At 57.6% G+C, this 1,090-nt stretch carries 1 protein-coding gene and 1 pseudogene; both read right to left on the bottom strand.

The window, feature by feature from the left end:
• Nucleotides 1–83 precede the first annotated feature (83 nt).
• Nucleotides 84–302: pseudogene (locus ACR0B3_RS24205) on the bottom strand (aminotransferase class I/II-fold pyridoxal phosphate-dependent enzyme); the annotation flags it as partial.
• Between the two features lie 82 nt (nt 303–384).
• Nucleotides 385–1,090: amidase family protein (locus ACR0B3_RS24200; RefSeq protein ID WP_480811266.1), on the bottom strand; the 706-nt coding region annotated here is incomplete at its 5' end.

Raw genomic sequence — 1,090 nt, 5'->3', positions numbered from 1 at the left:
ATTGATCAACTCAAAGCGGCTTTGCCCACGCAAGGGCAAGTTGCGCTTGATGGCGATACCTTTCTGTCGCCCGCGTCATGGCAGGCCGCGCGCAAATCTTCGCCCCCCTCATTGGGGGGGTAACGGCCAAAACCCTCAAGCGCCTCAGAAATCGCGCGTCCGATGAACTCAGGGAACGGATGACGCGGCTCACCGATAGACATGTTAATCGGATCGCCGCCCGCCTGATGGACGTCAAGCAATTTCCGCAAACGCGGAAAGGCGTATTCTGGCAGGTTCGAAAACCGCTCGGGAAACACCATGACTGCCTCAAATATCGGGGTCTGTTTTCGCCCCTTTGACAGTCAAATTAACCTCTTATGACGCAAACGTCCAGAAAAAGGATCAGGCTTGCAATGCGGCCTCTGCCGCCGCCCCAAGACGCAGAAGCCGTTCCTCCTGACCTGCGGGGCAAAGCAGCATTACCCCCGTAGAGGGCACCCCAGTGGGCAATGTAAGGCCGCAAGACCCCATCAAATTTCCAATTCGCGTGTTGCGCAAAGCCAGTAGATTTTCGGTGACATAATACTCCTCGTCCACCATCAACCGCGCGATATTGGGCGGCAAAATCGCGACAGTGGGCACAATCACCGCGTCATACCCTGCCGTCTCACGATGGAAATCTTCCCGCAAAGCCTCAAGCTTTTGCCAAGCTGCGATATAATCACTCGCCAAAACATCCGCCCCGCCACGGAAGCGCTGCAATATGGGGCCAAATATCTTTTCAGGATTGGCCTCAATCATTTCGCGCCAAGTCGCATAGGCCTCAGCGGCAAAAAGAATGGGCGAAAGCGCCATCGCCGCGTCAAGTGCCGCTGATTTATGCCGCACAATCTGCGCCCCTGCCGCAGCAAAGGCTTCAAGCGCACGAGCAAAGCCTGCGGCGGGCGCATCGCGCACATCCTCCGCATATGGTTCCATCACCACAAGCCGCCGCCCTGCAAGGCTTGCGTTCTTGAGGTCAACGGCGCGCAGGCCCGCCAGAACGGCGAACACCTCGGCGCAATCTTCGACCGAGCGCGCAAGCGGGCCAACTGTGTCAAATTTCGCG

The organism is Ruegeria sp. CE9, assembly GCF_056537425.1.
This window is presented reverse-complemented; position numbering and strand designations above follow the sequence as displayed.